Annotated in this window: 22 protein-coding genes and 2 pseudogenes; 14 read left to right on the forward strand and 10 right to left on the reverse strand. The window is 72.1% G+C overall.

Going from position 1 to position 23,169, the window contains the following annotated elements:
* Positions 1 to 1,127 (reverse strand): sensor histidine kinase (locus ACWC0C_RS43165; protein ID WP_450870256.1); only part of this gene is annotated, 1,127 nt, incomplete at its 3' end.
* Between the two features lie 149 nt (positions 1,128 to 1,276).
* Here ACWC0C_RS43165 and ACWC0C_RS43170 point away from each other — a divergent pair.
* Positions 1,277 to 2,821, forward strand: coding sequence for a nitrilase-related carbon-nitrogen hydrolase (locus tag ACWC0C_RS43170; RefSeq protein ID WP_450870257.1), 1,545 nt, complete (start codon positions 1,277 to 1,279; stop codon positions 2,819 to 2,821).
* Positions 2,822 to 2,825: 4 nt separating this feature from the next.
* Here ACWC0C_RS43170 and ACWC0C_RS43175 read toward each other — a convergent pair whose 3' ends face one another.
* Positions 2,826 to 3,644: a serine hydrolase gene (locus tag ACWC0C_RS43175; RefSeq protein ID WP_450870259.1), complete on the reverse strand. Its 819-nt coding sequence runs from the start codon at positions 3,642 to 3,644 to the stop codon at positions 2,826 to 2,828.
* A gap of 230 nt (positions 3,645 to 3,874) precedes the next feature.
* Between ACWC0C_RS43175 and ACWC0C_RS43180 the strand changes: the two genes are divergently transcribed.
* From ACWC0C_RS43180 to ACWC0C_RS43190, 3 genes are all read left to right on the forward strand, one after another.
* Positions 3,875 to 4,885: a permease gene (locus ACWC0C_RS43180; protein ID WP_450870310.1), complete on the forward strand. Its 1,011-nt coding sequence runs from the start codon at positions 3,875 to 3,877 to the stop codon at positions 4,883 to 4,885.
* The gene (locus ACWC0C_RS43185; protein WP_450870261.1) at positions 4,882 to 5,631 is read left to right on the forward strand and encodes a TIGR03943 family putative permease subunit; all 750 of its coding nucleotides are present in this window, start codon (positions 4,882 to 4,884) and stop codon (positions 5,629 to 5,631) included. The genes ACWC0C_RS43180 and ACWC0C_RS43185 overlap by 4 nt, the downstream gene beginning before the upstream one ends.
* Before the next feature lie 366 nt (positions 5,632 to 5,997).
* A complete protein-coding gene (locus tag ACWC0C_RS43190) occupies positions 5,998 to 6,600 on the forward strand; it encodes an Rv1733c family protein (protein ID WP_450870262.1) in 603 nt (200 codons plus the stop codon).
* A gap of 581 nt (positions 6,601 to 7,181) precedes the next feature.
* Here ACWC0C_RS43190 and ACWC0C_RS43195 read toward each other — a convergent pair.
* Entirely contained in the window at positions 7,182 to 8,210 is a 1,029-nt protein-coding gene (locus ACWC0C_RS43195; RefSeq protein WP_450870264.1) for an LLM class flavin-dependent oxidoreductase, read from the reverse strand.
* A 279-nt stretch (positions 8,211 to 8,489) separates the two neighbouring features.
* Here ACWC0C_RS43195 and ACWC0C_RS43200 point away from each other — a divergent pair.
* The 3 genes and pseudogenes from ACWC0C_RS43200 to ACWC0C_RS43210 form a co-directional block, all read left to right on the forward strand.
* Positions 8,490 to 8,678, forward strand: a pseudogene (locus tag ACWC0C_RS43200) (hypothetical protein); the annotation flags it as partial.
* Between the two features lie 30 nt (positions 8,679 to 8,708).
* Positions 8,709 to 9,602 (forward strand): inositol monophosphatase family protein, encoded by an 894-nt coding sequence (locus ACWC0C_RS43205; RefSeq protein WP_450870311.1) that lies wholly within the window; start codon positions 8,709 to 8,711, stop codon positions 9,600 to 9,602.
* Between the two features lie 33 nt (positions 9,603 to 9,635).
* Positions 9,636 to 10,289, forward strand: coding sequence for a formylglycine-generating enzyme family protein (locus tag ACWC0C_RS43210; protein ID WP_450870313.1), 654 nt, complete (start codon positions 9,636 to 9,638; stop codon positions 10,287 to 10,289).
* Positions 10,290 to 10,316: 27 nt separating this feature from the next.
* On the opposite strand, the pseudogene ACWC0C_RS43215 reads toward ACWC0C_RS43210, so the two are convergent.
* Positions 10,317 to 10,597, reverse strand: a pseudogene (locus ACWC0C_RS43215) (M56 family peptidase); the annotation flags it as partial.
* A 253-nt stretch (positions 10,598 to 10,850) separates the two neighbouring features.
* Positions 10,851 to 11,117: a GlsB/YeaQ/YmgE family stress response membrane protein gene (locus tag ACWC0C_RS43220; RefSeq protein WP_449194547.1), complete on the reverse strand. Its 267-nt coding sequence runs from the start codon at positions 11,115 to 11,117 to the stop codon at positions 10,851 to 10,853.
* 204 nt (positions 11,118 to 11,321) lie between these two features.
* Between ACWC0C_RS43220 and ACWC0C_RS43225 the strand changes: the two genes are divergently transcribed.
* The 3 genes from ACWC0C_RS43225 (at position 11,322) to ACWC0C_RS43235 (ending at position 14,873) form a co-directional block, all read left to right on the forward strand.
* On the forward strand, positions 11,322 to 12,458 hold the full coding sequence (locus tag ACWC0C_RS43225; RefSeq protein ID WP_450870266.1) for a TerD family protein: 1,137 nt from the start codon (positions 11,322 to 11,324) through the stop codon (positions 12,456 to 12,458).
* Positions 12,459 to 12,568: 110 nt separating this feature from the next.
* The gene (locus ACWC0C_RS43230) at positions 12,569 to 12,931 is read left to right on the forward strand and encodes an ArsR/SmtB family transcription factor (protein WP_449194545.1); all 363 of its coding nucleotides are present in this window, start codon (positions 12,569 to 12,571) and stop codon (positions 12,929 to 12,931) included.
* A gap of 235 nt (positions 12,932 to 13,166) precedes the next feature.
* Complete coding sequence (locus tag ACWC0C_RS43235) at positions 13,167 to 14,873, forward strand: LCP family protein (RefSeq protein ID WP_450870268.1); 1,707 nt, start codon at positions 13,167 to 13,169, stop codon at positions 14,871 to 14,873.
* Positions 14,874 to 14,988: 115 nt separating this feature from the next.
* Here the strand turns inward: ACWC0C_RS43235 and ACWC0C_RS43240 are convergent, their stop codons facing one another.
* From ACWC0C_RS43240 to ACWC0C_RS43255, 4 genes are all read right to left on the reverse strand, one after another.
* Entirely contained in the window at positions 14,989 to 15,222 is a 234-nt protein-coding gene (locus ACWC0C_RS43240) for a hypothetical protein (RefSeq protein WP_449194543.1), read from the reverse strand.
* A gap of 140 nt (positions 15,223 to 15,362) precedes the next feature.
* Positions 15,363 to 16,232: a class II glutamine amidotransferase gene (locus ACWC0C_RS43245; protein ID WP_450870269.1), complete on the reverse strand. Its 870-nt coding sequence runs from the start codon at positions 16,230 to 16,232 to the stop codon at positions 15,363 to 15,365.
* Positions 16,233 to 16,376: 144 nt separating this feature from the next.
* Positions 16,377 to 17,291 (reverse strand): TIGR01777 family oxidoreductase, encoded by a 915-nt coding sequence (locus ACWC0C_RS43250; RefSeq protein WP_450870271.1) that lies wholly within the window; start codon positions 17,289 to 17,291, stop codon positions 16,377 to 16,379.
* A gap of 81 nt (positions 17,292 to 17,372) precedes the next feature.
* Positions 17,373 to 18,317, reverse strand: a complete 945-nt coding sequence (locus tag ACWC0C_RS43255) for a TIGR01777 family oxidoreductase (RefSeq protein WP_450870272.1) — start codon at positions 18,315 to 18,317, stop codon at positions 17,373 to 17,375.
* A 104-nt stretch (positions 18,318 to 18,421) separates the two neighbouring features.
* Here ACWC0C_RS43255 and ACWC0C_RS43260 point away from each other — a divergent pair, with 104 nt between their 5' ends.
* A complete protein-coding gene (locus ACWC0C_RS43260) occupies positions 18,422 to 18,967 on the forward strand; it encodes an NADPH-dependent FMN reductase (protein WP_450870273.1) in 546 nt (181 codons plus the stop codon).
* A gap of 52 nt (positions 18,968 to 19,019) precedes the next feature.
* A complete protein-coding gene (locus ACWC0C_RS43265; RefSeq protein ID WP_450870275.1) occupies positions 19,020 to 19,766 on the forward strand; it encodes a class I SAM-dependent methyltransferase in 747 nt (248 codons plus the stop codon).
* A 39-nt stretch (positions 19,767 to 19,805) separates the two neighbouring features.
* Here the strand turns inward: ACWC0C_RS43265 and ACWC0C_RS43270 are convergent, their stop codons facing one another.
* Positions 19,806 to 20,972: a PucR family transcriptional regulator gene (locus tag ACWC0C_RS43270; RefSeq protein ID WP_449194537.1), complete on the reverse strand. Its 1,167-nt coding sequence runs from the start codon at positions 20,970 to 20,972 to the stop codon at positions 19,806 to 19,808.
* A 159-nt stretch (positions 20,973 to 21,131) separates the two neighbouring features.
* Between ACWC0C_RS43270 and ACWC0C_RS43275 the strand changes: the two genes are divergently transcribed.
* Together ACWC0C_RS43275 and ACWC0C_RS43280 are read left to right on the forward strand one after the other, a co-directional pair.
* Positions 21,132 to 22,625: a long-chain-fatty-acid--CoA ligase gene (locus tag ACWC0C_RS43275; protein WP_450870276.1), complete on the forward strand. Its 1,494-nt coding sequence runs from the start codon at positions 21,132 to 21,134 to the stop codon at positions 22,623 to 22,625.
* 91 nt (positions 22,626 to 22,716) lie between these two features.
* Positions 22,717 to 23,169, forward strand: coding sequence for a DNA-binding protein (locus ACWC0C_RS43280; protein WP_450870278.1), 453 nt, complete (start codon positions 22,717 to 22,719; stop codon positions 23,167 to 23,169).

The raw sequence follows: 23,169 nt of genomic DNA on the forward strand, positions 1-23,169 counted from the left end.
TCCAGCTCGCCGGCGAAGGCCGCCACGCGCTCCCGCATCCCGACGAGCCCCCGCCCGCTGCCGGGCACCGGCCGGTGGCCCGGGGCGGGCGGGTCGTTCGCGACCTCGACTGTGAGCCGCGCGTCGTCACCCCGCACGGCGATCCGTACATCGACGGCACCGGCGTGCTTGACCACGTTCGTCAGCGCTTCCTGGACGATCCGGTAGGCCGAGACCTGCATCCCGGCGGGCGCCGTCCGCCCGTCCACCTCGACGGCACACGTGACCCGGCACCCCGCGGAGGTCGCGACACGCACGAGCTGGTCGAGACGGGCGAGGGACGGCTCGGGGACGAGATCCCGTTCGCCGAAGGAGAGCAGCCCGAGCAGCCGCCGCATCTCGGCCAGCGCCGTGTCGGCGGTCCGAGCGATGACCCCGACCCCGTGCGCGGCCTCCTCCGGCTGGAGCGGACCGGAGGTGAGCACGTCTTCGGCTGCCCGTGCCTGCAGGGCGATGGCGCTGACGTGGTGGGCGACGACATCGTGCAGGTCGCGGGCGATACGGGCGCGCTCGGTGAGCACGGCCTGGCGCGCGTTGAGTTCCCGCTCGGCCGCGAGCCGCCGGTTCAGCTCGCGCAGCCGGGCCGCGTCGGCGTCGATCCGGCGCCGTCCGTACCCCAGCAGCCAGGCCAGGGCGAAGAAGAACCCGAACGTCGTGAGGCTGATGGGTTCCAGCGAGCCGAGCCGTGGTGGCTCCCAGTGCCCGGTCAGCGCGTCCGTCACGGCGGCCGAGGCGAGGCCGAGCAGGGTGAGCGGCACACTCGCCGCGGCGGGTGTGTACCGGGCCACGGCGTAGACGCCGAGCATCAGCAGGAACGGTCCGGGCACCTTCGACGGGATCGGGCCGAGCGCCTGGAACAGGACGTACAGCGCGGTCATCACGACGAGCACGGCACGCGGCGCCGTCCGCCGCCACAGCAGCGGCACGGTCTGCGCGCCCCACAGCGCCACGCCCCAGGCGGGCGGCGCGGGCGTCCGGGCCGGCACCGTGGCCATGTCGAGCAGCGTGAGGCCGCCCACCCACACGGCGTCGGTCAGCCGCGGTCGGTCGGCGAGCCGGCGTTGTACGGCTCGGGTCAGGCTTTTCATCGGGACGATCATCTCGGTCCGTCAGGCTAGACGACCCGCGAGCGCGACGGATCCTCCGCGGGGCGCGCATCGAAAGATGCGTCGGCGCTCCCCAGGATCGGCATCGGGCCCGAGGCGCCGCCGGGCCGGGCCGCCCTAGCGTCCCTGACATGTCGAACACAGCCGTCACAGCCGTACAGCCCCCGCCCCAGCCGACGACGGACGAGCCCCGCCGGCGCACACCATCGCGCACGCATACCTGGCCCCTGCTGCCGCTCGGCACCGCCGCGATGCTCTTCGCGGTCGGCGGCCGGTGGGACATCGCGGCCGCCGCCTGGATCTTCCCCGTCCTGCTGCTGCGCTTCACCCGCCTGAGCCGTGCCTGGTCAGGAGCGCTGTGGATGGGGGCGGCGCACCTGGCTGCGGCCGTCTTCTGGATCCAGGAGTCGGCGATCGGCTTCAACCCCGTGGTGCTCGCCGGAGCCCTTGCGCTGGCCGCCCTGCAGTCACTGCCGTTCGTCGCCGACCGGCTGCTGACGGCCCGACTGCGCCCGGCGGCCGGTTCCCTCGTCTTCCCGGCCGGTGTCGCCGCCGTTGAGTTCCTGATCACCCTGGTGTCCCCGTTCGGCACGGCGTACGGCTCCCTCGCCGTCACCCAGCACGGAGACCTCCCGCTCCTCCAGGTCGTCTCGGTGACCGGCCCGTGGGGGATCGGCTTCCTGATCGCCTACGCCGCGAGCACCGTCAACCGCCTCTGGGAGCGCGCTTCCTGGCGCAGCGGCCTCGTCTGCACGGCCGTCCTGCTCGGTGTGCTGCTCGCCGGCGGCGCCCGGCTGGCCTTCTTCCCGCCGCAGGGCACGACCGTACGGATCGCCGGAGTCACCCCCGCTCGCAGCACCACCGACACGCTCACGGCCACGCTCGCCCGGTTCGCCAACGGGCCGGGCGTCGCCGCCGCCCCCGCCGCCGCGGTGCGGCCCGCGATGACCGCGGTCGAGGACGACCTGCTCGCGGCCACCCGCCGCGAGGCCGCTGCCGGCGCGAAGATCGTGATCTGGCCCGAGGACGCCGTCCGGACCCGGGAGCCGGACGAGGCCGCAGCCATCGCCGCCGCGCAGCGGCAGGCGCGCGGCTCGGGCGTCTACCTGGAGATCGGAGTCCGCGTCTACAGCACCACCCCACCCGCCTACGGGCGGGACGAGGCACTGCTCATCGACCCCCGCGGCAAGGTGCTCTGGACCTACCAGAAGGCCCATCCCATCCCGGGTTCCGAGCGCTTCACGCCCGGCGACGGCCATGTCCCCGTCGTCCGCACCCCGTACGGCCGCCTCGCCAACGTCATCTGTTACGACGGCGATTTCCCGGCCCTGATGCGCACCCGGGCCGACATCATGCTCGTCCCCTCGCACGACTGGAAGCAGTACGGCGCCGCGCACACCGACAAGGCGGGCCTGCGCGCCGTCGAGAACGGCTACGCCCTGATCCGCCAGGACGCCGGAGGGGTCTCGGCCGCCTACGACGCCGAGGGGCATGTCCTCGCCACCTCGGACTACTTCACGACCGACCGGCAGACCATGGTGGCGTACGTCCCCGTCCGCGGCGGCACGACGCTCTACGGCCGCATCGGGGACACCTTCGCCTGGCTCTGCCTGATCGCGCTCGCCCTGCTCACGGCCGCCGCCGTCGTCCGGCCCCGGCGCCCGGGGGACCGCTGAGGCGCTAGGCGACGGCCCCGCGTGCCGTCCGCTCCACCAGGGAGACACCCTCGCTCATCGAGGCGCTGCCGTTCGACAGGACCGCGACGAGGTACCGGTGTCCCTTCACGGTGACCTGGCCGACGCTGTTGACGTCCCAGAGGCCGGAGGTGTTGCGCTGCAGCCAGCCGTTCTTCAGCGCCGGCGCGGCGCCGGCGCCCGAGCCGGCTGCCGCCGAGACGCCCCAGGTCTGCTCGGGGATGACCTGGCCCATGAGGGAGCGGATGTAGGCCCGGGACTGCGCGGTCAGGGCGGGAGAGCCGGACTTCGCCGTCGTGTCGCCGTCGAACACGGCCCTGAGCAGGCGTATCTGGTCGCTCGCCGTCGTCCGGGTCAGCCCCCACTTGACGCCGGGCCCGCCCGTCGTCGAGGTCAGTCCGAGTCGCTTGTTGGCCGCCGCCAGCCCGGAGGCCTGGCCGATCTGCCGCCAGAGGGCGTCGGCCGCGGTGTTGTCGCTGCGTTCGATCATCGGCTCGGCGTGCCCCCGCTCCCCGGCGGTGAGCTGCCGTCCCGCGTCCTGCGCCTGGAGCAGCAGCGCCGCGAGGATGTCGACCTTGACGATGCTGGCGGTGTCGTACGCGCTGTCCTCCCCGTGCACCACGGGGGTGCGGCCGGTGCCGTCCAGGTCCAGCACGGCGGCCGTGACGTGCGGGGACGCGGCCGGAGCGGAGGCCGCCGCGGCCGGTGCCGGATGCAGTACGGCCGCGGAGAGGAGAGCCGCGGCGGAGGCCAGCAGGACGCCGGTGCGCATGCGTGCGGTGGTGGGGGAGGGATGGGATGACATGGCCTCGAACGTAGAGAAAACGTGCGGCAAGCGAAGTGACAGCCGTCACCTTCGCACCTGTTCGGGGTTATTTGTGAGAAGGGCCACCGACGCCACCAATGGGGCGCATCGCGATGCATGGGTCGGCCGTGCGGCGGCGTGTACGCACGGCCGGACCGCGGGTCTCGCCTATCGTCGGCCAGACACCGACATCCGGAGCGATAATGAAAAAATCGGATGAATTGGTTGATGTGGCTGAGGGCGTGGCGGTCGTACCCGTCGGTGCACCGTCCCTGCGCCGCATCCGGCCCTGGCCGCTCGGCGCCGCCCTCGCGATCGCGGCCGGCACCGCGGCCGTGCTCCTCCTCGGCACCCAGTGGCTGAACCAGCCGGCGGTCCAGGCCTGGCGCACCGTGTGCCTCGCCATCACCGTCCAGGCACTCCCCTTCCTCCTCCTCGGCACCGCCCTGTCCGGCGCCATCAACGCCTTCGTGCCGGCGGACCTGTTCACCAGGGTCCTGCCGAAGCGGCCCGCCCTCGCCGTGCCGGTCGCCGGCGCCGCCGGCGCGGTGCTGCCGGGGTGCGAGTGCGCCTCCGTACCCGTCGCCAACAGCCTGATCCGGCGCGGCGTCACCCCGGCCGCAGCCTTCGCCTTCCTGCTCTCCGCGCCGGCCATCAACCCCGTCGTGCTGACCGCCACCGCCGTCGCCTTCCCGGGCAACCCCGCGATGGTCGCCGCCCGGCTGCTCGCCTCGCTCGCCACGGCGGCCGTGATGGGCTGGCTGTGGCTCTGGCTGGGCAAGGAGAAGTGGCTGCGGCCGGTCCTGCGCCACCGGCACTCCGGCCACCAGCACGGCCGCGGCCGCTGGAACGAGTTCCGGCTCGGGTTCCAGCACGACTTCCTGCACGCCGGCGGTTTTCTCGTACTGGGCGCCATGGCCGCCGCCACCTTCAACGTCGCGGTGCCGCGCTCCGTCCTCGACACCTTCTCCGGCTCGCCCTGGCTCTCGGTGCTCTTCCTGGCCGGGCTCGCCGTGCTGCTCGCGGTCTGCTCGGAGGCCGACGCGTTCGTCGCCGCCTCGCTCGCCGGGTTCTCCCCGATCGCGCGGCTCGCGTTCATGGTGGTCGGCCCGATGGTCGACTTGAAGCTGATCGCCCTTCAGGCCGGCACCTTCGGGCGCGCCTTCGCCTGGCGGTTCTCCACGGCCACCACCGTCGTGGCCGTCGCCGCGAGCGTCCTGATCGGAGGCGCCCTGCTGTGAAACGCCCCGTCCAGACCCTCCTCCTGACCCTGACCGGCATCGGCCTGCTGCACACGGCCCTGTTCACCGACACCTATCTGCGCTACGTCAAGCCCGGCCTGCGACCGCCACTGATCGCCTCCGGTGTCGTCCTCCTGCTGCTCGGCCTGGCCGCGGCGGCCGTCCGGGGCGGACTGCCGCACACCGCACACGACGACGACAACCACGACCACGAGCACGGTCACGACCACTCCGGCGCCCCGCGCATCGCCTGGCTGCTGTTCCTCCCGGCGATCAGCCTGCTCTGCTACGCGCCGCCCGCCCTGGGCGCGTACACCGCGGCACGCTCGAACGCCAAGCCGGTGGCGGTGCAGAAGCAAGAATTCGCCCCGCTGCCCGCCACCTCACCGCTGCCCCTGACCCTCACCGACTTCACCAAACGCGTCCAACAGGACCGCAGCCGGGCCGTCAAGAACCGGATCGTCCAGCTCACGGGCTTCGTCACCCCGGCCGAGGGCGACGACGGCTGGTACCTGACCCGCATCATCTTCACGTGCTGCGCGGCGGACTCACAGACCGTCAAGGTCCACGTGTACGGCACCGAGGCCCCGCCCGCGAACACCTGGCTCGCGGTGACCGGCACCTGGCACCCCGGGGGCGTCCTCGGCACCAGGACCGCACAGGCGGCCCTCGACGTCAGGGACACCCACCCCATCGCCCAGCCGGTGAACGCCTACACCGACGACCTGCCGCTCACGCCGTCCTAGCCGTCGGCGCCCAGGGGGCGAGTGGCCGACGCCGGGATCAGGGCCGGCTTCTTCGCGGGTGCGTGACCCGGACACGGGGCGGTCCGATGCACACGCCGGGGCCGGAGCAGTCGAGGAGATCCGCTGGTCGGCAGGGGTGGCACAAGGCCGTGCGCAAGGTCATGCACAAGGTCGTCATGAGTGTCTGCCGCACTCACCCCTCCGACATCCGGATTTGAGGTGCACGATGGTGTGGTGACACTCGACGGCCGGGTCCGGGAGACCGCCCCGAGCCCGCTCGCCGCCTGCCGGTCGCGATCCTGCCCGGCGAGGGGTACGTGGAGTGGGCGCGGCGAAGCCGCCGGTGCGCGAGAGGAGGCGGTGACGATGAACCGGACACCTCCCACGACGGTCACCCCGGTACGGCTGTGGCGCTGGCGACGCAATCCGCTCAGACGGCACAGCGATGTCGTCGAGGCTTGGATCGTCCTCGTGACCTGGATGCTCGCCGTCCTCGGTGGGGTCGTCGCCGGTCTCGTGGCGGCACAGACCGCCGGCGCGGCGTTCTCCGCCCGGGAGGCCCAGGTGCACGCCGTGTCCGCCGTGCTCACCGACAGCGCGGCCAGGACCCCGGCCTCGGGGAGCGGCTACGACGACGGGCGGGTGTGGGCCACCGTGCGCTGGACGGACACCCACGGCACCGTCCACACCGACCGGGCGAAGGTCGTCCCCGGCGCACCCGTCGGATCCCAGGTGACCGTGTGGACCAACCGCGCGGGACACGTGGTCTCCGCGCCCGTCACCGGTGCGGCCGCGGATCTGCAAGCGGCCCTCACCGGCGCCCTCGTCGCCCCGTCGGCCGGCGCGGCGGTCTGGGGCGCGGGATGGGTGGTCCGCAACCGGCTGATCAAGCGGCGCATGGCCGAGTGGGACGAGGAGTGGAAGCAGATCGGTCCCCGGTGGGGAAACCTCAGCGGCGGACGAGGCTGAGCGCCTGATACCGGGCCGCACCGCCGCCGACGCCGCCTCGGCGGTCAGCGGCGGGAGAGTTCATGCGGTCTGGGGAGTTCACGCGGTCCGGGGCAGTTCACGCGGTCAGGGGCCTCGCCAAAAGGGCGCGACGCGAGGGGGGACTACGCGAGGGGGGACTACAGGGCGGGAAGGGCCATCCACTTCTCGCGGATCCGGATTGCGCGGTGCACGGCCTGAGAGCCGCTTCCCCGCGTCTGTTCTCGGTCCTTCCCGCCACTACCAGCACACCACGGAAACCGTCACCCCACCAGGCCCAGAGCCCTGCGCGGTCGGGTTACCGGCCGGGTCACTGCTTCCCGGAACGACGCCATCCCCCTGTGCGCGCCCGCTCACGCCTTGTGCTCACACCTTGTGCAGCACGAGTGGCGTCCGGAACTGGGCATCCAGCGCAGCAGCATCATGAAGCCGAACGCGGCCACGATCACCCCATACGTCCCGCTCCCCCTGTCCTGATACGGCCGGGCCCTGTGACGGCCTCAGGGCCGCGTGGCTCAGCACACCGCACAGAGCGGGAGGAGTCCGGACAACCATCCGTCGATTCACCCGTTGGGATGAAAAAGTGGCGTGGCCGTCCCACGAGCCGTCGGAAGGGGTGCGGCCTCCTGGGCGAGCGGAACGGCCGACGCGGACGCCCTGAGCGCCGGGATCAGGTCGGCGACTCGTGCGAGCTGGTCGCGCTGGGCGGCCAGGTCCAGCGCGCCGAGGCGGACGACGACGTGCCGGGCACCGGCCGCGGCGTACCGGGTGAGCCGTTCCCGCACCTGCTCGGCGGAGCCGGTGACCACCGCCTGGATCCGCTCCAGGTCCGCCAGCGGCATGCCGTAGACAGCCCGCGCGTACGCGTCCAGCTCACGCCGGCCGCTCTCGACGTCCTCGTCGACCCGGACGGAGACGAACAGTGCCGGGGTGACGTCCTGAGCCCGGCGCCCGGCGTCGACCGCCGCCGCGCGTATGGCCAGCAGGCCCGAGGTGTAGTCGGCGGGGTCGGGCGGGTACGGCAGCCAGCCGTCGTACAGCCGGCCGGTGCGGTCCAGCGCCGCCGGGGTCGCGCCGCCGAGCCAGACGGGCGGTCCGCCGGGGCGGTACGGCCGGGTCGCCGGCGGGAGCCCGTCGAACCGGAGGATCTCCCCGTGGAAGGACTCCGCGCCGCTCCACACGGCCCGCCACAGCGCGACGGTCTCGTCCAGCCGGGCGAAGCGACGGGCCCACGGCACCTCGGACAGGTCGTAGAGGGGCCGTCCGAAGCGGCCGGGGAAGCCAGCGCCGACGGTCACGGTGAGCCGCCCGCCGGACAGCAGGTCCAGGGAGGCCAGGGTCTGCGCGGTCTGCACCGGTCGGCGCAGGAACGGCAGCAGCGCCGCCGTACCCAGGGTCACGGTCTCGGTCGCCGGGGCGAGCGCGGCCAGCATGGTCAGTGCCTCGATGCGCGGGCTGATCAGGGAGTCGTTGACGAAGAGGGAGGAGAAGCCCGAGCGCTCGGCCTGCCGGCCGAAGGCGACCAGCTCACGCGGATCGTCGCCGGGACCCCACTGCGCGGTGCCGGTCGGAAGGAGTACGCCGATGTCCATGCCCCCGATGCTCCGGTCCCGGCCGCGACGCGACAATTCCCCGCGGGGAATGGCGGGGGACCCGCGGCCGACCCGGTGGAGCGACGGCGCCGGCGGTGTGGTGGGACACCCCGCGGCCGACGGCGTGCTCCGGCGCCCGCCCCCGCTCGGACACACCCTCCGCACACCCGCCTGCCCCACCCGAACGGCGGAGCACCCGGTTAGTCGGCGTCTCGGTAACTTGCCGACCCCCGGCGCGGTCGCCACCAGCACCGACGACGTGGTGGCCGCCGTGAACGCCTGGCTGGCCCGCCATCCCGGTACCGACACCCCGCCCCGGCGGATCGCCGTCCGCACCGGCGGAGCAACTGGCACCTCGCCACCCAGCTCTACCGCCGCTACGGCCGCGCGCTCCCCGGCGGTTCCTGCTACTCCGTAGGAGCCGGCGGCCACGTCTCCGCCGGCGGTTTCGGCCTGCTGTCCCGGCTACACGGACTGACCGTCGACCACTTGTACGCCGTGGAGGTCGTCACCGTACGCGACGGCAACCGCGCAGCCGTTACGACCGCACACAAGGACTCCACCGACTCCGATCTGCACGACCTGTGGTGGGCACACACCGGCGGCGGAGGCGGCAACTTCGGTGTCATCACCCGGTATTGGTTCCGTGACCTGCTGCAGCCGCCCGAGGACGATCCCGAGAGGTTCCTGTCGCTGGTGCGCCGCTACGGCCGGTTCTTCGAGGGCGAGCAGAGCGGCAGCGGCTCGGACTTCCCGGGGAGGTACGACCACTGGATGCACGGGGGAGTATCTGCCGCTGGAGGCGCTCTACATCCCCACCCGGCTCCCCTGGCTCTGGCCCATCACCTGGCCGACCTGTCGGCGGCCATCGGCCGACGGCACTTCGCGAGGAACACCCTGACGGTGCACACCAAGAGCGATGGCAGTCCGGTCACGGAAGCCGACCGGGAGATCGAAGAGACCCTCCGGGCCCAGATCCGCCGACAGTATCCCGCCGACGCGTTCCTCGGCGAGGAGGAGTCCGGCACCCGTCACGGCGCCCGCCGCCGCTGGATCGTCGACGGGATCGACGGAACGGCGAGCCCCTGGACCGCTGTTGGTGGGCGACGCCGGGGGCGGGAGCCTGGGAAGGGCGGTGCGGTGCTCCTTCAACGCAACCGCCTCGCCGGGCACGTGCGACAGACCCTTCCCGCCCTCGACTGGTCCACGGACAGGCCTGCCGCACCTCCGCCCCGGAAACCGTCCACCGCATCCGGTACCTGCCACGGGGGACTCCTCGTCGCGACCGGGCAGGTGGACGCGTTCGTACTGATGGGAACTGATGGGAGCGGACCCGCGGGACAACGCCGCACTGGCCGACATGGTCAACTCACAGACATCGCCTGCCAGTAGGGTGCACTCGTGGGTAAGGGCCTGGTCAGTGAGATGGTTGCCGTTCCGGCGGGGCGGGTGGTGTTGGCCGATCGGCGGACGGAGCGTTCGTGGCCGGTTGATGTCGCGCCGTTCGTGATGTCGGCGTTCCCGGTCACTCAGGAAGGGTATGCGGAGGTCACGGGGCTGCGGCCGAGCGCGGCACAGGGGGACCGGCTGCCCGTGGAGGGCGTGTCGTGGTGGGACGCGGTGCGGTTCTGCAACTCCTTGTCCACGCAAGCGGGATTGACACCCGCGTACCGCCTCCGGGACGACGCCGAGTCGGTCGAGTGGGACGCTTCCGCCGACGGCTACCGGCTGCCGACCGAGGCGGAGTGGGAGCACGCCTGCCGCGCCGGCACCACCGGCCCCCGCTACGGCCCGCTCGACGAGATCGCCTGGTACGCGGAGAACTCGGACGAACGGATCCACCCCGTCGGCGGTAAGACGCCCAACGCGTGGGGCCTGTACGACATGCTGGGCAACGCGTGGGACTGGTGCTGGGACGTCTACGACGCCGAGGTCTACGGCACCTACCGGGTGCTGCGCGGTGGCGGCTGGTCCGACCCGCACTGGAGTTGCCGCGCATCGGTACGGCGCCGCAGCCATCCGACGTTCCGCATCGACGACGTCGGGTTTCGCGTGGTGCGGTCCACAGTCGGGGCATGACCGTAACGGGACGACGGACGGCTAGGCGCGCAGGCTCGGCGCCGGAGCCAGGAGCGCGGCGACACGCCGGGGGAGCGGTCCGGGCGCGGCCAGCGCGCTGAGTCCCAGCGCTGGCGTGCCACGGAAGACGAGCGCCGCAGTGCAGCGCACCGGCCGCGGGAACGGGTTGGCTCCCGGTACGCGAAGCAGCCGGGCATCGCCGTGGACACCACGATCCGGTCACGCAGGCCGCCCGGCAGGGCGTAGCCGTACGGCGTGGCGTCGGCCGGCACCGCGACTGCCGCGTGGCCCCGCCGTCGTACCCGATGGCGGGGCGGGGATGGAGACGCTGCTCGGCAAGTCGCGCGATCGGCCAGTACGAACGACCGGCCCTCGCGCCTGCGGGTGACGGCGTCCTTCGCCGGCACAAGCGCGAGGGGTCATCACGGTGGTGTGTGTGAGGCGGGCGCCAGGTGCTCCCGCACCCAGCCCGCGGTCACCGGCGCCCGGGCCCCGTGCAGCGGCCCGAGCCCCCGTGTCTCACCCGCTGTCTCCCCGCTGCCGAGCCCCCGCCTCAACTCCTCAGTCGCGGGAGTTGCCGAAGAGGATGCGGTAGCCGATGAGCAGCACCAGGGAGCCGCCGATCGCCGCGCCCCAGGTGTAGAGGTCGAAGAAGTGCTTCTCCACCGACCGGTGGAGGAAGTGGGCGGAGAGCCAGCCGCCGACGAAGGCGCCCGCGACGCCGATGAGGGTGGTGCCGATCAGGCCGCCCGGGTCACGGCCGGGCAGCAGTATCTTGGCGATGCCCCCGGCGAAGAGGCCGAGGATGATCCAGCCGATGATGCCCACGGTGTTTGTCCTCCAGTCGGTTTGCTTGTTTGCGCAAGCCTAGAGGGCGGTCGAGGCGGCCGGACAAGGGGTGTTGGCCGCTGGGGACGACCCGTCGAGGTTCTGCTACATGATTAAGACATTGCGCAATTGGGGAACCAAGAGGGGCCTAGGAGCGTTGATCAAGATGGACGCGGTAAGTGCGAGCGGCTGCGGAGGACGTGGATGAATGTGTCCCTGACCAAGGGCGGCAATGTGTCGCTGAGCAAGCAGGCCCCCGGTCTGACTGCCGTGACGGTCGGGCTGGGCTGGCAGGCCGACACGGGGTATGAGCTGGATGCCAGCGCGCTGCTGTGCGACCCGTCGGGCAGGGTGCTGTCCGACGAGCACTTCGTCTTCTTCAACAACCCGAGCAGCCCCGACGGTTCGGTCCGCCACTCCGGCGGCGGCAGTCCGGTCGACGGCGACGAGCAGCGGATCCAGGTCGACCTGACCAGGGTCCCGGACCGGGTGGAGAAGATCGTCTTCCCGGTGTCCCTCTACGACGGCGCCGGCCGTGGCCAGACCTTCGGCCGGGTGCACCGGGCCCACATCCGCGTCCTCGACCAGGACAACGGCACCGAACTGGCCCGTTACGACCTCGCGGCCGGCGGCCTGTCGGCCGAGACCGCGCTGGTCTTCGGCGAGCTGTACCGGCACGGCGCGGAGTGGAAGTTCCGCGCAGTCGGCCAGGGTTACGCCTCGGGGCTCGCCGGCATCGCCACCGACTACGGCGTGGCCGTGCTGAAGGACACCGCCCCGAGCCGGACACCGAGCCCGGCTCCACCCCCGGCCAACGCACCGCAGACCAGTGCCGGTACGCACGTTCCGCCCGTCCCGCCGAAGCCACCGGTCGCCGTCCCGGCGATGCCACCGGTCGCCGACCCGCCGGCCCCGGCATTCACCACATCCCCACCACTCACCGGGAGTTCCACCATGACCTGCTTCTTCGACCCCAACCACGGCCCGGGCGCAACGACCGTGACCTGGTCCCCGCAGTGGGGCGTGCCCCGGCCCGTCCAGACCTGTGGCGCCTGCGCGCAGCGCATCCAGACCACGGCGCCGCCGTTCTACACCCCGCCCCAGCAGGGCTATCCGCAGCCCGTCCCGCAGGGCTATCCGCAGCAGGGTTACCCCCAGCAGGGGTACGGCCAGCCGTACGGAGACCACGACCACCACCAGCAGCAGGGCGGCGGCCGGCGCTTCGGTACGGGCGCGCTCATCGGCGCCGGTGCGGCCGGTCTCATCGGTGGCGCGCTGCTCAACGAGGCGTTCGACGACGACGAACCGGAGGTCGTGGTCAACAACTTCTACGAGGAGTGAGTCCACCGGTCCCGGAACGTCCTGGAGGCACCGAACCGCCGGAACCGGACACCTACACTGGGTGGGCGCATGTGCGTCGGCTGTGACGAGGGCGGGGACGGGAGAGGGCTGTGACGGAGAGCGCCGCTGGCTTCGAGGACCCGCCCGCCGAGGTGCTCGCGGAAGCCGCCGCGGCGTTCGGTCTGCTCGCCTCCTCCGCCCGGCTGCACCTGATGTGGGCCCTCTCCCAAGGGGAGAGTGATGTCACGCATCTCGCCGACCGGGTGGGCGGAGCGCTCCCCGCGGTCAGCCAGCATCTGGCGAAACTGAAGCTGGCCGGCCTCGTCCGCTCCCGCCGCGAGGGCCGGCGCCAGGTGTACTACATCGACGACCCCGACGTCGTGACCCTGGTCCGGGTCATGGTGGGCCAGCTGACCGCCCGGTCACAGCACGCGTCCGCGCCTGCCCATGGCCTGCGGCGGATCGGCGGCTGAACAGCGCCGCGCTGCCGCTCGTTCCGGCCCCAACAATGTTCCGACCATCTATATGTCGCTCTTATGTAAGCCGCGTAGACTCCGCCTCCCGTACCGACCCAGATTCGCACGGCCGTTCCATGAGATGCCTCACCTGTGAATCATGTGTGTGTCTGTGCTGTTCGGGCCACAGATTTGTTAGATTGCGCAACTACGCAAGCAAGGCGGAGCACCCGACCGTTCATGGGAGTGGGAGATGAGCGACCCGTGGGACGGGCCCGGCGGCCAGGCCACGCGCAGCCGTAGCGCGCGGGTGCCCGGACAGCGAGCGGCCGAGCCGGACGGGGTGCGTCCGTCGGGCGGCCGGGCCGCGGGTCGCGCGGCTTCCCGCTCGCGCGGCGGCAAGCGGGGACGCCGGGCGCGCCAGGCAGGCCGTGGCCGACGGATCCTGAAGGGCATCGGGATAGGCCTGTCGGTCCTCATCGTGGTCACGGCCGGCGCGGGCTGGTGGTTCTACCAGCACCTGAACGGCAACATCCACAGCGTCGCGCTCGACGGCAAGGGCGGCACCGAGAAGGCCGACGCCTTCGGCCGTACCCCGATCAACATCCTGGTCATGGGCTCGGACGGGCGTACCAGCCAGGCCGACTGCCGGCTCGGCGGCGGCTGCTCCAAGACCGGGGTGCAGACCGGCAGCAACGCGGACGTGCAGATGGTCGTGCACATAGCCGCGGACCGCTCCAACGCGACGGTGATGAGCATCCCCCGCGACACCATGACCCGGGTCCCGGCCTGCAAGGACAGTGAGTCGGGCCAGTCCACGTCCGGCTACTACGGCCAGATCAACAGCGCGCTGCAGTACGGCCCCGCCTGCCAGGTGGCCACGGTGCACCAGCTCACCGGCATCCCGATCGACCACTTCGTCAAGCTCGACTTCTCCGGCGTCGTGAAGATGTCCGACGCGATCGGCGGTGTCTCCGTCTGTGTCAGTGACGATGTGTACGACACCTACTCGCACCTGAAGCTGTCCAAGGGCCAGCACACCCTCAAGGGGGACGCGGCGCTGGAGTTCGTACGCTCCCGGCACGGCTTCGGCGACGGCAGCGACCTCGGCCGCACGATCTCGCAGCACATCTTCCTCAGCTCGATGATCCGCAAGTTCAAGAGTGCGGGCACGCTCACCGACCCCACGGCGGTCTACGGCCTGGCCGACGCCGCCACCAAGGCGCTGACCGTGGACGACGGCCTCGGCACGGTGAAGAAGCTGATCTCGCTCGCGGCGGACGTGAACAAGGTGCCGACCAAGCGGATGACCTTCACCACGATGCAGACGGCCCCCGACCCGAACAACAAGGACCGGGTCGTGGTGGGCCCGGGGGCCAAGACCCTGTTCTCCACCATCTCCAACGACCAGGCGCTGACCACCGGCTCCGGCAAGAAGGCCGCGGCGGCCTCGGCGACGGCGCAGGCCACCACCCCGGCCGTACCCGCGTCGCAGATCGCCGTCACCGTCGAGAACGGCACCGCGGTCACCGGCCGTGCTTCGGACATCGCGTCCGCGCTGACCGACCAGGGCTTCAGTTCCGCCACGACCACGGCCAACGCGCCGAGCCTCGCCGCGACCACCACCCTCACCTATGGCAGCGGCCAGAAGGGCGAGGCGCAGACGGTCGCCAAGGCGCTCGGGCTGTCCTCGGCACACCTGAAGCAGGGCACCGGCACCGGCCTGACCCTGGTGATCGGCAGCGACTGGCCCAGCGGCACCGGCTATCCGGGCGGCAGCTCCTCGCCCGCGCCGGCCGACGCCAAGACCGCCGTCGGAGGCGCTCATGCCTCCACCGCCGACCAGGCCAAGACCTGCGCCAAGGTGAGCCCCTACAAGACGGTCAGCCTCAACGGCGTCTCCATGACCCCGGCCCAGGCATACGCGGCGGCGCGCGGAAAGCCCGACTCCGACGCCTGACCGGGGGCGACCAGCGGCACGCAGGGCGACGGACTGGAAGAACGACGGCGCCGTGCGCCTGTCCACCGCCCCCGCGCTCGGGGGCGGGACGGCGGAACAGCCCCTGCCGCGACGGTCAGGGGCTGGCGATGTCGAAGCCGTACCGCAGGGGCTCGCTGGTGATGGTGTAATCGCGTCGGTACAGATACACCGCCTCCGCGCGTACGCCGCCGGGCTGTGCGGCCTCGACCTGGCAGGGGTACGTCACCTGAATCACGCGCGGCCGGTCGGAGACCTTCATCCGCAGCCCGTCCGCCGGCCCTCCCTCGAGCACGGCGGTCTCCCAACCCGTCACTTCGGTAGTCTCCACGACGGAAAGTTTACGGGTTGCGCAAGTTTCGAGTGCGTGAGGCAGGTCACGCCGCTGTCGTCCACCCCGGGGGAAGGGACCGCGCATGGCAGCCCGTTGCGTGCTGGACGATGTCTGGCGGGAAGGAGCCGCGCGCCGGTCTACGCGGGCCGCTGGGAGGCGGCCGCCTCGGGCCGCAGGTCGGCCAGGGTGAGCGGGTGGGCCGGGGGATCGGGCAGGACGATGCGGGAGGACACCAGTAGGTCGGGGCCGACGTGGAGCAGTTCGCCGGGCTCCATGAGCCGCCAGTGCGGGCTCTCGTCCATGGGCTCACTGGCCACGACGGCGGACGGAACGTCGCCCAGATGCGCCGAGCGCACCCGGAGGTGACCGTACCGGCCGCTGTGGTCCAGATGCCGCGAGCCGCGGTACCCCCCTGCCGGGCGCCGCAGGACGTAGAGCTCATGGGTGGCGGGATAGCGCAGGGCCCACAGTTCCCGGGCGGTGACGAGGACGATGTTGAGGGCGTACAGGGGCAGGTTCCCGGCGACCCAGCGTGCCGCGGACACGAGCCCGGCGGACGGGTCCCCGCCGTGCGCCGCCGTCTCCCGCGTGACCAGGGCGAAGAAGCGCTCCGAGTCGGTGTCGCCGTGCACCAGTGAGCGGTCCTCGCCCAAGTGGCGGTCGAGCCTGTCCAGCCCCTCGATCACACCGTTGTGCGCGAACAGCCGCCCCTGCTGCTCGAACGGGTGCGTGTTGCGCACGTCCAGCCCTCCGGTCGAGGCGTACCGGATGTGCGCGAGGAAGGTGGCCGACTCGACCTCCCGGGCCTCCTGGGCGAACAAGCGGTCCTCATAGGCGGCGATCGGTGCCTTGTGCACCTCGGGCGTGCCGTCCGCGTCGAAGAACCCGAGCCCGGTGCCGTCGGGTTCACGGTGACTCTGGGCGCTGAGACTGTCCGGGGCGTCCAGCAGCCAGAACGTGGCATGCGTGCGGAGCGGGGAGCTGATCAGCCCGAACAGTCGGCACACGACACCCTCCTGGTCACCCGGCCTCCGCAGCGCCCTGGCAGCGGCGCCCGGACGACCATGGTCCCGCGCGCAGGATGTTCCCGCACCCGGCACGGAGGCGGCAATCGGCGCGGCGTACGGCAGCAGGTCCCGCCGGGCCGCTCCTCAACCGGCCGGTCGTAGCACCGAGTCGAGCGCTCCGCCGATCGTCGGGTGGGCGAAGGTGAAACCCGCCTTGTCCAGGGCGGCCGGTACGACCCGTGCGCCGCACGTGATACTCGCCGCGAACTCGCCGAGCGCCACGCGCAGGACGAAGGCGGGGACACTGGCGAGCGCCGGACGGTGCAGGGCGCGGCTCATGGCCCGGGTGACCTCCCGGTTGGTGGGCGGCTCGGGGGCCGTGAAGTTGACGGGTCCCGAGAGTTCCTCGGTGGTGAGGGCGAAGCGGAGCGCCGCGACGTGGTCCGTCAACGAGATGAACGGCCAGTACTGGTCGCCGGAGCCGAGCCGGCCGCCGAGGCCGAAGCGGAACAGCGGGAAGAGCCGCCCGAAGGCGCCGCCCTTGGCGGAGACGACCAGGCCGGTGCGGGGGTGCACCACACGGATGCCGGCCTCCCGCGCCGGACCGGCGGCGGCCTCCCAGTCGACGCAGACGGAGGCCAGGAAGTCGTCCCCCGCCGACTCGTCCTCGTCGACGGTCCGTTCGCCGGTGTCGCCGTAGTAGCCGGTCGCGGACGCGGACACCAGGACGCGCGGCGGGTTCGCGGAAGCGGCGCAGGCGCGCGCGATCGTGTCCGTGCCGCTGACTCGGCTGTCGCGGATCTCCCGCTTGTAAGCGGCGGTCCACCGCTTGTCGCCGACTCCCGCGCCGGCCAGGTGCACGACACCGTCGACCCCGTCCAGCGCACCGGGCTCGACCTGCCCCGCGACGGGATTCCAGTGGGCGGACACGCTGCCGTCCCGAGGGGCGCCGGCGGACCGGTCACGGACCAGGCGGACGACCTGGTGGCCGTCCGCGAGGAGCGAGCGGGTGAGGGCGGAGCCGATGAGTCCGGTGGACCCGGTGATCGCTACGCGCATGCTGTCCTCCCGAGAAGTTCGCGCTGCTTCCTGATTCAAACTTGAATCAATGCGCGCACGATACCCCGGTTACTTGTAAGTTCAAGTAAGTGCCCTGGCCCGCCGTGCGAGGTCCACGGCGGCCTGCTGCCACTCGGGATACGCGAAGTCGAACCCCGCCCCCAGCAGCCGGCCCGGGACCACCCGGCGGCTCTTGAGCAGCAACTCCGTGTCCGTGCGCAGTGCGAACGCCCCCAGCTCCGCCATCCACCGCGTCGCCGGCAGCCCCACGGGGACGCCCCAGGCCCCGCGCAGCGCCCGCATGAAGTCCCGCTGGGGGAGCGGGCCGGGGGCGGCGAGGTTCACCGGCCCGGCGATGTCCTCCCGCTCGACCAGGAACTCCACCGCGCGTACGAAGTCCACGTCGTGGATCCAGGAGACGTACTGCGCCCCACCGGCCACCGGCCCGCCCAGTCCCAGCCTGGTCAGCCACAGCAGGACGTCGAAGACCCCGCCGCGGTCCGGGCTCATCACCATCGCCGAGCGCAGCGCCACCTTCCGCGTCGCCGGCGTCGGTGCCTCGGCCTGGGCGCGTTCCCAGTTCTGCGCGATGTCGACGCTGAACGCCCAATAGTCCGGGACCCCGGTCTCCGAGCCGCCGATCACCCCCGTGGCCTCGTCGTTCGCCGTGTCGAAGCGATGGGCGTAGATCGTCGCCGTGCTCATCTGCAGCCACACCCGCGGTGGGCGCGCGGCGGCGGCGATCGCCTCGCCGACCACCCGTGCCGAGTCCACCCGGGAATCCATCATGTCCCGCAGGTTCTCGGCGGTGTAGCGGCAGGAGACGCTGCGTCCGGCCAGGTTGATCACGACATCGCTGCCGTCGACCACCTCGGCCCAGCGGCCGAGCGTGGTCCCGTCCCAGCCGACCTGCCGCTCGCGCACCGGACGCCGGGTCACCACGGTGACCTCGTGACCCGCTGCCGTCAGCGCACGATCGAGAATCGTCCCGACCTGTCCGGTTCCCCCGGGCAGAACTACCTTCATCGAGCCCCCTCGGTTCGGTGTGCACAGCGTAGCCGCCATTTTGAACGCGTTCAAAATTAGCCGCGGCGCCGTTGACTGCCGTACGTCCGAGGTAGGTTGAGCGGATGACGTCGCCCGCGGTGATCCTGTTGCTTTCCGGAAGTCTGCGGAAGGGCTCCACCAACGAGGCCGTGCTCCGCACCGCGCAAGCCGTGGCGCCCTCCGTGGGCGTGGCCACGGTCATGTACGAGGACCTGGCCCGGCTTCCGCATTTCAACCCCGACGACGACACCGACCGGCTGCCGGCCCCGGTCGCCGGGCTCCGGGCGGCCCTGGACCGTGCCGACGGGATCCTGATCTGCACCCCGGAGTACGCGGGCACGCTGCCGGGCTCGTTCAAGAACCTGCTGGACTGGACGGTCGGCGGCACGGAGATCTGCGACAAGCCGACGGCGTGGGTCAACGCGGCCGCCCCCGGGCGCGGCCAGGGCGCCGAGGCCACGCTGCGGACGGTACTCGGATACACGGGCGCGAAGATCGTGGAGCCGGCCTGCGCGAGGATTCCGGTGGGACGCGACGCGCTCGGCGAGGACGGGCTCATCACGGATCAGCGGGCGCGCAGTCAACTCGCTGAGATACTGGGGATGTTGGCGAGTGGCGGTGAGCGGTAGAGCGGCGGATATTCGCTGGACAACTCGGGTGCCGACGGCCAGCGTTGATGCAATGCAGCAGCAGAGCATCTGGGGCACCGCCGTCGCCCAGAGTTACGACACGCCCGGTACCGGCATGTTCGCGCCCGAGGTGCTGTCGCCGACCGTGGAACGGCTCGCCGGGCTGGCGGACGGCGGCGCGGCGCTGGAGTTCGCGATCGGGACCGGCAGGGTCGCCGTTCCGCTGGCCGAGCGAGGAGTTCCCGTCGCCGGCATCGACTTGTCCGTGCCGATGGTGGAGCAACTGCGGACCAAGGCCGACGAGGCCACGATCCCCGTGGTCATCGGCGACATGGCGACGACGCTCGCCCCGGGGACGTACAGCCTCGTGTACCTCGTCTACAACACGATCTCCAATCTGCTCACGCAGGCCGAGCAGGTCGAGTGCTTCCGCAACGCCGCCCGCCACCTCACGCCCGGCGGCCGGTTCGTGATCGAGCTGTGGGTGCCCGAGCTGCGCACGCTTCCCCCGGGCAAGGCGGCCACCGTGTGGCGCACCGACGCCGGCTACATCGGGCTGGACACCTACGACATCCTCGACCAGCGTGTCGTATCGCACCACTTCCACTTCGACGGGACCGAACAGGCCCAGCTGTTCCGCAGCCCGCACCGCTACATCTGGCCGTCCGAACTGGACCTCATGGCCCAACTGGCCGGATTCGAGCTGGAGTCCAGACACGCGGACTGGGAGGGCGGCGCATTCACCGCCGAGTCGTCCTCCCATGTCTCGGTGTATCGGCTTCCGGCGACGGGCGGGTGACGGGCGAGGAAGCGTGTGCGGCAGCCCCCGCGAGCACCCTCAGGACGGCAGCAGGCGCAGGGCGTACAGCGCGGCGCCCAGGTCGGCGAGGGCGATCGGATCGGTCAGGGAACGCCCCGTCAGTTCCTCGATGCGGCGCAGCCGGTAGCGCACGGTGTTGGGGTGGACGAAGAGCCGTTCCGCGGTCCCGGCGGCCACACCACCCGAGGCGAACCAGTGCGCGAGGGTCTGCAGCAGCCGCGCCCGCTCAGCCTCCGGCAGCGGCAGGAGCGGGCCCAGGGCGACCTCGACCAGCCGGCTCGCCTCCGCCGGCGCCGCCGCGACCAGCATCGCCAGCGGGCTGTCGTCGAAGCGGGTGACCCCCGGCCCCTCGCCGGGCAGCCCGGCCAGGGCCAGCCGGGCGAAACGCAGCGCCTGCGGGGTCTCCCGGAGTGAGTCGAACCGGGGGCTGACGCCGACCCGGGCGCGCCGACGGCGCAGCACCCGCAGGCTCACCGACTCCGCATCCCGGTGTCCCAGCGAGACCAGCCCGATCTGCTGGTCGGGCAGCAGCCGCCACACCGAGGGCACCCCGGACCGGCGCAGCGCCGCCTCGATGCCGGGCAGCGGCTCCTGGCCGGGATCCGGCACCGACGCGGCCACGACCGCGTACGGCCCGCGCTCGGGCAGCCCGAGCTGCCGGGCCGCCTCCCACGGCGTCGTCCGGTCCGCGAGCGCGCCCGTGAACAGTGCCTCGGCCAGGGCCGAGCGGCGGGCCTCGCGCTGCAGCGCCAGCTCCGCGCTGGCCTCGCGGTAGGCGGCCGCCACGGCCTCCGCGTACCGGCCGAACAGGGCCCAGATCTCCGAGGAACCGGCCACCAGCTCGGCGTCCGTCACCTCCGGGTGCCGGTGCGCCTCCTCGACCATCTCCGACCACAGCAGCTCGAAACCGACCCGGTAGGCGTGCAGCGTGTCGGCGAGCGGCACGCCCTGCTCGGCACGCAGCCGTCCCGTCTGCTGAGCGGCTCCGACGTCGGGTTCGGCGCCGTAGGCGAAGCGCCCGAGGAGCAGATCGGCGTTGTCCTCGCAGGACTCCTTGAGCGACGCGAAGGGGATGAGCGAGTCGTCCGCGTACGACTCGACCTCGGACCGGATGCGCTCGGTCATCCGCTCGCCCAGCTCCGGAAGGCGCGTACGCAACGCGGCACCCACATTCGACAGACCCATACCCGCAGCGTACGGCCCATTGTTTGTTCCCGGGAACAACTCCGGCACGGGCGAACTGTGGGCGTCACCATGGACGCCCGTGATCGTCCAGGCGACCATGCCGGGAGCGCCCGCGGCGGGACCCGTGAGCGCGGCGGAGCATGCGTGCGAGGAGGCATCATGGCCAATCTGGCGGAATTCCTGGTGGAGACGGCGCGGAAGCTGCCGGAGCGCCCGGCGCTGCGGCTCGGGACCGCGACCACCACCTACGCCGAGCTGGACCGGCTGAGCGCCCAGGCCGCCGCCCTGCTGCGCACCGAGGGCCTGCGCACCGGCGACCGGGTCGCGCTGATGCTCCCGAACGTGCCCGAGTTCGTCGTCCTGTACTACGCCGTCCTGCGCGCCGGCGGCATCGTGGTGCCGATGAACCCGCTGCTGAAGGAGCGCGAGACCGAATACCACCTGCGGGACTCCGGCGCCGTACTGCTCTTCGAGTGGCACCAGGCGCCCGGCGAGGGTGCCGCGGGCGCGGCCGCCGCCGGGGTACGGCACCTGGCGGTCGAGCCGGCCGCGTTCGCCGCCGAACTGGCCCGTCTGGAGCCGGAGTACGAGGTGACGGCCGCCGCCGGGGACGACATCGCCGTGCTGCTCTACACCTCGGGCACCACAGGACGCCCCAAGGGCGCCGCGCTCACCCACGCCGGGCTCCGCCACAACACCGAGGTCAACGTCACCGAGGTCCAGCGGCTGACCTCCGACGACGTGATCGTCGGCTGCCTGCCGCTGTTCCACATCTTCGGGCAGACCTGCACCATGAACGTCGCCGTCCACAGCGGGGCGTCCCTCACCCTCGTCCCCCGCTTCGAGCCGCAGACGGTGATCGACGCCATCGCCCGCGACCGGGCGACCGTGTTCGAGGGCGTCCCCACCATGTACGCGGCGCTGCTCCTGCACCCGGGCGCCGCCGCGGCCGACGTCTCCACCCTGCGCATGTGCGTCTCCGGCGGCGCCTCCCTGCCGGTGGAGATCCTGCACGGGTTCGAGCGGCGCTTCGGCTGCATGGTGCTGGAAGGCTTCGGCATGTCCGAGACCAGCCCGGTCGTCACCTTCAACCACCCCGACCGCCCGCGCAAGCCCGGATCCATCGGCACCCCCATCCGCGACGTCGAGGTCCGGCTGCTCGACGACGCCGGCCGGGACGTCGTACCGGGGGAGGTCGGTGAACTGGCCGTGCGCGGGCCCAACCTGATGAAGGAGTACTGGCACCGCCCCGAGGAGACGGCCGCCACCATTCCCGACGGCTGGCTGCGCACCGGCGATCTCGCCCGCCAGGACGAGGACGGCTATCTGTACATCGTCGACCGCAAGAAGGACCTGATCATCCGCGGCGGCTACAACGTCTACCCGCGCGAGATCGAGGAGGTGCTGCACGAGCATCCCGCCGTCGCCCTCGCCGCGGTCCTCGGGGTGCCCGACGAGCGGCTGGGCGAGGAGGTGGCAGCCGCGGTGGTCCTGCGTCCGGGAGCCCAGGTGGACACCGAGGAGCTACAGCAGTTCGTCCGGGACCGGGTCGCCGCCTACAAGTACCCGCGCCGGCTCTGGCTGACGGACGCACTGCCGATGGGCCCGAGCGGCAAGATCCTCAAGCGGGAGATCACCGCGCCGCTCTCCTGACCGTCGGCCTCCGCCGTGAGCCGCTCGCTGCAAACAAGCTGTTCACAATATTCAGTTGACGCCATGTCATGCGTGATCCGATACTCGGCCCATGTCATCGACCGCTGACCACACCGATCCCTTCACACCTCCACAGCCGGAGCAGGCGCGAGCGCACCGGGTGTACGCCTCGCTGCTGCGCATCGCGGAGCGGCATGCCGCGACGGACGAGCAACGGCGGCGCCAGACCCATCCGTCGGTCCTCGCCCCGCACGAGGCCGTACGGCTGGTGACGTTCCTGCTCAGCGGGGCCGCGCTGCCCGAGGACGGCGAACCGGAGGTGGACCAGGCCGACATCACGGCCGCGCTGAGCCTCGTACCGCTGGTGCGGGCGGAGCTGGACGAACTGGAGGCCTCGCTCCTCCGGATGGCCCGGGGCCGGGGCATGACCTGGCCCGACGTCGCCTTCGGTCTCGGCCTCGGCAGCCCCCAGGCCGCCCGACAGCGCTACGATCGACTCGCCAGCCGCGCCGCCGACGACGACGAGGACGCCGGGGCCGAGTGA

The sequence above is a fragment of the Streptomyces sp. NPDC001709 genome (assembly GCF_053596375.1).